The organism is Albidovulum marisflavi (assembly GCF_025751435.1).
Taxonomy (GTDB): Bacteria; Pseudomonadota; Alphaproteobacteria; order Rhodobacterales; family Rhodobacteraceae; genus Albidovulum; species Albidovulum marisflavi.
This window is the reverse complement of the sequence record NZ_JAOWKY010000007.1, coordinates 38,803-45,020: the sequence shown is the minus strand read 5'-3', so window position 1 is coordinate 45,020 and position 6,218 is coordinate 38,803. Positions and strand designations below refer to the sequence as shown.

Below are 6,218 nucleotides of genomic sequence, written 5' to 3'. Positions count from 1 at the left end.
AACGGGTTCATCGACATCTTCACGTTGGCCAGATCGACACCCGATCCGTCCGCCTTCACGCGGACCTTCACGTTGTAGTCAATCACCCGCTTCACAGGCACCAGTACCTTCATCGGCGTGCATCTCCTCAGGATCAGAGCCGGCCCAGAAGGGCCGGCATGAAAGCTTCCGCGGTTGTGTTAGCGCTTCCGCCAGTCTTTAAACAGTGCAAAATCGACGCTGAGTGTCGCAGGGACGCCACGTTTCTGGATGTTAGCGACCAACTTCGTACCGATCAGCGATTTGCGCCGGGCACCCAAAGCACGTCAGCGCGACCTGCATCATTGGCCATGCGTGCGGCACAGAAAAACCAGTCGGAAAGCCGGTTGAGATAGCGCACCGCCGACGGGTTCACGCCTTCATCGGCCGCAAGCTCGACCGCAAGCCGTTCGGCACGCCGCGCGACGGTGCGCGCCTGATGCAGATGCGCCGCCAGCGCCGTTCCGCCGGGCAGGATGAAGCTGCGCAAGGGTTCAAGCACCGACGTCATCGCGTCGATCTCCCGCTCAAGCCGGTCGACTTGCGCATCGACCATGCGAAGCACCGGAAAGCCCGCCTCGCCGTCCTTTTCCATTTCCGGCCTGCACAGGTCAGCGCCAAGGTCGAACAGGTCATTCTGGATACGCTGCAGTTCCGCGTCGACCGCGCCCTCGGCGTGCAGCCGCGCGATCCCGATCACCGAATTCAGTTCGTCCACGGTGCCATAGGCAGACACCCGGGCCGAATGCTTGGCGACGCGCGCACCGTTGCCCAGGGCCGTATCGCCTGCATCGCCCGTGCGGGTGTAGATCTTGTTCAGAACAACCATCAGTGCCCCCCGATTCCGCCACGGATCAGAACGAACAGAAGGATCAGGATCACGGCAATGGCCTGCGCGATGATCCGATAGCGCATCAGGCGGTTGGCGTGCTTCCGGTTGAAGTCGCCGCCCTTCGCGAAACCGCCGATGCCGATCATCAGCACGACAAGCACGGCAAGGCAGGCGAAGGCGACGATCAGGAACAGCGGGTCATTCAGCATGGGTCTCTCTCCCCTTGTCGGGGCACATGTAGTCACTCCGGGCGTGAAAGCGAAGCAGGAAAACGCGTCCGGGTTCCGCGTCAGATGCGCGCCAGCAAGGTGTCGAGCGCCCGGCCCGGCAGCAGCCGCCGCATCAGCGCCATGACATGGGTCGGCACGGTCACACGGTACCGCGGGCGCGGATCAGGGGTGGAGAGCGCCTTGAGAAGCACCGCGGTCACCGCCGAAGCAGGCAGTTCCCAGCGATCGGGCCCCCGGCTTTCGTAGAGTCGCTTCAACAGGGTCGATTGGTATTGTTCGGCGCGGGGGGAATTGCGCCAGTCGATCCAGCGCTCGAAGTGAGGGATCGAGTTCTGGCGGATCAGGCTTGTGATCGGACCCGGTTCTATCAAAACGACGCGCACGCGCGTATCGGCCATCTCGAGCCTCAGGACATCCGAAAGACCCTCCATCGCGAACTTGGTCGCCACATAGGCACCGCGCCACTTCAGTCCGGTGAACCCCAGCACGGACGAACAGTTGACGATATGGCCGTGGCCCTGTGCCCGCATCGTGGGGATGACCCGGCGCGTCAGGTCATGAACGCCGAAGAGGTTGGTTTCGAAGATTTCGCGCAACGCCCCGCGCGGCAGGTCCTCGACCGCGCCGGGGCACGCATAGGCGCCGTTGTTGAAGACGGCATCCAGCGTTCCGCCCGTTCGTCGCAATGTTTCGTCCACCGCCGCCGCGATGCTTGTTTCGTCGGCGTAGTCGAGCTGGAAACTTTCCAGCCCTTCCGCCTGCAACCGCGCGCAGTCGCTTTCCCGTCGGCAGGTCGCGAAGACACGCCAGCCTGCGCGGGCAAGCCCTTGGGCGGCGTCATAGCCGATTCCCGAAGAGGATCCGGTGATGAGAATGCTTTTCTGTTTCACGTTGCCTGCCCGCCTTGGTCCTCCGGCCCAAGCGATAGTGCAAAGGCCAGCCGCCGGAAACCTTATTTTTAGGGCCGGATTTGCCGGCAGCATCCAGCGGCTTCCCGGAAAAATGTTCGTGGGCGGGCGTATTTGGGACACCGTTTTGCCACAATGGATTTCTAGCCTCTGGCGAGGATTGTGACCCTTTCGGCGACAGTCGCCGAGTCGCACGGGGTCGGAATGCCGGGGCGGAAATTAGAGTCGTATTCACAATGGCATCAGGGTCGACATTGGCATCAGGGGCACGCTCGGCAGCAGCGGTAAGCAGCCTTGGCGCCGCGCTGGCTGCCCTTGGTCAGACCGCGCCCGGTGTGGGCATCGGCATACGCCTGGTCGGATATGACGATCGTACCCGGCGGCTTGGAAACCCGGCGCTGAACACGGCCCTTTCGGCCGGGCGGCGTTTCGACGACTGCGAGGTGCTGGCCGAGCTTCGGAACGGGCAATCCTACAAGCTTCTCAGCGTGCTTCTGGATGCGCCCGCCGAAAGGCTGTGCGTGGCCGAAAGGATCGGGCTGGTGGCGACCGGGCTCGAGGTGCTGAGCCATCTGGACAGTTTGGGAGCTGCGTCTGTCGCCGCCTGACGGTGCGTGCAGCCAGTTGTGAAAGGAATGGTGAATGGTGCGTAATAGAGAGCTGCTGAGTTCGGGAAATGCCGCCTTTGCGGGGCTGGCCTCGTCTTTCTCGGAACTGTCGGAAACGCTGGATCGTCTTGCATCGGTCGCGGACGACAGGACCGCGGCGCGCGCAGCCGGGCTGAAGGCGCGGCTCGAGGAGTTTTCGGCCAAGATCACGTTCGTCGGTCAGGTCAAGGCCGGCAAGTCGGCGCTGACCAACATCCTTGCCGCGACGCCGGGGCTGCTGCCGTCCGATGTGAATCCCTGGACGTCGGTCGTGACGACCGTGGCGATCAACACCAAGGCGCCGGCCGATGTCGAAGGTCCGACGAACACCAAGGCGCGCTTCACGTTCTTCAGCCGTGACGAATGGGACAACCTCGTGGTCGGCGGTGGACGGCTGGGCGAGCTGGCGGAAAGATCCGGGGCGCAAGAGGAGCTTGCCGATATCCAGCGGCAGGTTCAGGCCATGCGCGACGCGACCAAGGCCCGTCTTGGCAGGCATTTCGAACTTCTGCTGGGTCAGAATCACTCTTACGGCTACGTCGATCCGGAGCTGGTCGAACGCTATGTCTGTCTTGGCGATGATGTCACCCCGGGTGAGGGCAATCCCCAGACCGGACGCTTTGCGGACATCACCAAGTCGGCCGAGTTGTTCCTGGACATCCCTGAATACGACGTATCCCTGACCCTTTGCGATACGCCGGGCGTCAACGACACCTTCATGATGCGCGAACAGATCACGCTGCGCAGCCTGCGCGGGTCCGAGCTTTGCGTCGTGGTCCTTTCGGCGCATCAGGCGCTGTCGACCGTCGACATGGCGCTGATGCGGATCATCTCGAACCTGGAGAATCGCCAGATCATCCTGTTCGTGAACCGCGTGGATGAACTTCAAGATCCGGCGGGCCAGATCGACGAGATCCGCTCGGGCATCCTGGCGACGCTGAAGAAGTTCAACATTGCGTCCGACGTCGGGATCGTCTTTGGCAGCGCGAAGTGGGGTGAGGCGGCGCTGATGGGGTCCTACGACGGCCTCTCTGCTGACAGCCGCAAGGCGCTGGAGCAGTTCGGCGCCATGCATCCCGAACTGGCTGGCCGGGACGAATGGGAAACCGCCTGGAACCTATCCGGCCTGCCGGGCCTGTTGAATGCGGTCGCCGAGCGGGTGAGCGAAGGCGCCGGCAAGCGTCTGCTGGAGCGGGTGCGCCGCAACGCGCGCAACCTTACCAACGAGGCGCGGGCAACGCTGATGGCGCGCCGTTCGGGCGGCGCCGCGGTGACGGTGGATTTCGCGGGTCATTCTGCCAGCTCGGTGATGCAGCAGCTTGCCGCCAAGTACGAGTCGGATGTCGCCGAGGTCTGTCAGCAGCTGCGCGACGACCTGATGCAGAGGATGCAATCCGCCGAGTCCGGCTTCGTCAAGCGTGCGACGGATTCCCTGCTTGAGCATCTTGAGCGTCATGGCGAGAGTGGAACCTGGCAGTACGACCCGACCGGCCTGCGCGTTCTGCAGCGGGCGGCCTATCTGAGCTTTGCCCGGGCAATGTCGGCAAAGCTCTCCAAGCTCTATGAAGATGCTGCCCGCCACGTCGAGGCGATATATTCTGCCGTGCTTTCAGAGGCGGAAGGGGAATTCCGGATCGAGGCGCCGCATGCGCCGCGCGTTCCTGCGCCGGTCGGTCTTGGCAAGACGATCGCGCTTGACCTGCAAAGCACCTGGTGGCGCCGCTGGTGGCAGAAGCGGCGCGGATACGAGGCCTTTGCAAAGGACTACGCGCATCTGATCAGGGCAGAGGCGAACTCGATCACCAGGGACCTTGAAGAGAACCAGGTCGCCTCGGTTCTGGAAAACGCCCGTGCGATCCTGCGGGAATTCCTGAAGGAACATCAGGAAACCATCCGCCGCATCACGCAGCCGGACGCGGACACCGCCGAGGATGCGCGCAAAGCCCTCGGCGTCTTGCAAGCGGGCACTGACACGGGCGCCGCCTTCGGAGAAATCCTCCGCGGGCTTGATGATATGGCAGCCTGAAGGGGACGGGCAGAATGACTGATACTCAAACACCGAATCGGCGGGCGGTTTCGCCAGAGGGAATGACCAGGCTCGAAAGCTGGGCCAGCCGCAAACCCTGCATCGCGCTTATGGGTGAATTCAGCGCAGGCAAGACCACCCTGACCAACCTCCTGGTTGGCGAGGACGTGTTGCCGACACGCGTCACCGCGACCCAGCTGCCCCCGGTGTGGATGAGCTATGGCGAGCCCCAGGCCTGGTACGTCGATACTGAGGGCCATCGCCACGATCTTGGCTTCGAGGATCTTCACACCGTTCCCGTGGATGGGGTGCGCTACATCCGGCTTTTCTGCAAGGGCCGCGTCCTTGAGACAATCGACTTGATTGACACGCCCGGCATATCGGACCCGAACATTCCGAAGACCGTATGGGAAATGGCGGTCGGCTACGTCAACGCGGTGCTTTGGTGCACGCATTCGACACAGGCCTGGCGGGAATCCGAGCGCAGCGCCTGGGAATCCCTGCCCGAGCGGCTTCGCGAGAATTCGGTCCTGCTTGCGACACGCTCCGACAAGCTCTTGCCGGCCGACAAAGCCCGCGTGGCACGGCGGCTCAAGCGCGAGGCGGGCGAAATGTTCCGCAGCATCATCATGTTTTCGGCGATGGATGCGATCCGCGCCGCAAGCGAGGATGACGCGCAAGACCTTTGGGTAGAGAGTGGGGGCGAGGAGCTGCTGACCGCGCTTCAGGACATTGCGCATGACATCATCGAAACCCGGATGGGGATGCTTTCGCGCTATGCCGTGATTTCCAGTGAAACCGTTCAGCCGTCCCGCGTTCGGCCGGGGCGGGCTGTCCGCCCCGTCCGGCTTGAGCGGGAAGAAAGCGCCACGCGGGAACGGCTGAGCCGCGACAACGCGGCATCGATGAGATCGCAGGTGATCGAGGGCGCAGAAAGCGCGACCCCCGAAGTCGATACATCCGAAGTGCTGCACCTGAATTTCGTGCAGCGTGTGGTTCCCGGGGAAGCAGACGCGGGCGGCGTGTTCTCGCTGAACGAGCACCTTGAAGACGACGTCGCGGACACGGCAGAGCTTGTTCCCGCAGTCGCCGACGAAGCGCCGGACGAAGCCGAGGACGCTTCGGCGCCAATGGTCGAGCAGGCGGTCGAGACCGAAATCGGTCAAGACCTCGACGCGGAGGCCGGTGATCAGGAACTGGAGGCATCGGCCGACGTCCAGGAACTGCCCGCCGAACCGGTTGATGAGCCGTTGACTGACGCCGATACCGCGCAGATGGAGGCGGTGTCCGTTCCGGAAGGCGACGCCGATTTCTTGGGCGACGGGGAAGGCGGCGAACCGGTTTCCACCTCTGTGACGCTTCTCTGGAGAGAGGTTCTTGCCTCCGAGCCAGAGGCACGCTCGGTCAAGGACGTGCTTGCCCTGTTCGAGAAGTTCCTGTTGGCTGTCGATCGTGCCGAGGGAATCGAACCCGATGCTGAGCGTGCCGAAGACACCGGCCTGCGCAAGCTCGGCTGACGAAGGTCTCTCGCGGCACTGGAAAATCGTGAACCGTCCC

Annotated in this window: 6 protein-coding genes and 1 pseudogene; 3 read left to right on the top strand and 4 right to left on the bottom strand. The window is 63.3% G+C overall.

Features of this window, described 5'->3' with window-relative positions:
* The 4 genes and pseudogenes from OEW28_RS18550 to OEW28_RS18535 all read right to left on the bottom strand — a co-directional run.
* Window positions 1–113: pseudogene (locus OEW28_RS18550) on the bottom strand (electron transfer flavoprotein subunit beta/FixA family protein); the annotation flags it as partial.
* A gap of 161 nt (window positions 114–274) precedes the next feature.
* Window positions 275–847 (bottom strand): cob(I)yrinic acid a,c-diamide adenosyltransferase, encoded by a 573-nt coding sequence (locus tag OEW28_RS18545; RefSeq protein WP_263736291.1) that lies wholly within the window; start codon window positions 845–847, stop codon window positions 275–277.
* Window positions 847–1,059 carry a twin transmembrane helix small protein gene (locus OEW28_RS18540; protein ID WP_263736290.1) on the bottom strand — a complete coding sequence of 71 codons (213 nt, stop codon included), beginning with the start codon at window positions 1,057–1,059 and terminating at the stop codon, window positions 847–849. The genes OEW28_RS18545 and OEW28_RS18540 overlap by 1 nt, the downstream gene beginning before the upstream one ends.
* A gap of 80 nt (window positions 1,060–1,139) precedes the next feature.
* A complete protein-coding gene (locus tag OEW28_RS18535; protein WP_263736289.1) occupies window positions 1,140–1,970 on the bottom strand; it encodes an SDR family NAD(P)-dependent oxidoreductase in 831 nt (276 codons plus the stop codon).
* A 254-nt stretch (window positions 1,971–2,224) separates the two neighbouring features.
* Between OEW28_RS18535 and OEW28_RS18530 the strand changes: the two genes are divergently transcribed.
* The 3 genes from OEW28_RS18530 to OEW28_RS18520 all read left to right on the top strand — a co-directional run bounded on the left by OEW28_RS18530 (window position 2,225) and on the right by OEW28_RS18520 (window position 6,178).
* The gene (locus OEW28_RS18530) at window positions 2,225–2,596 is read left to right on the top strand and encodes a hypothetical protein (protein WP_263736288.1); all 372 of its coding nucleotides are present in this window, start codon (window positions 2,225–2,227) and stop codon (window positions 2,594–2,596) included.
* A 34-nt stretch (window positions 2,597–2,630) separates the two neighbouring features.
* On the top strand, window positions 2,631–4,661 hold the full coding sequence (locus OEW28_RS18525) for a dynamin family protein (RefSeq protein ID WP_263736287.1): 2,031 nt from the start codon (window positions 2,631–2,633) through the stop codon (window positions 4,659–4,661).
* 62 nt (window positions 4,662–4,723) lie between these two features.
* Window positions 4,724–6,178, top strand: coding sequence for a dynamin family protein (locus tag OEW28_RS18520; RefSeq protein WP_263736286.1), 1,455 nt, complete (start codon window positions 4,724–4,726; stop codon window positions 6,176–6,178).
* Window positions 6,179–6,218 lie beyond the last annotated feature (40 nt).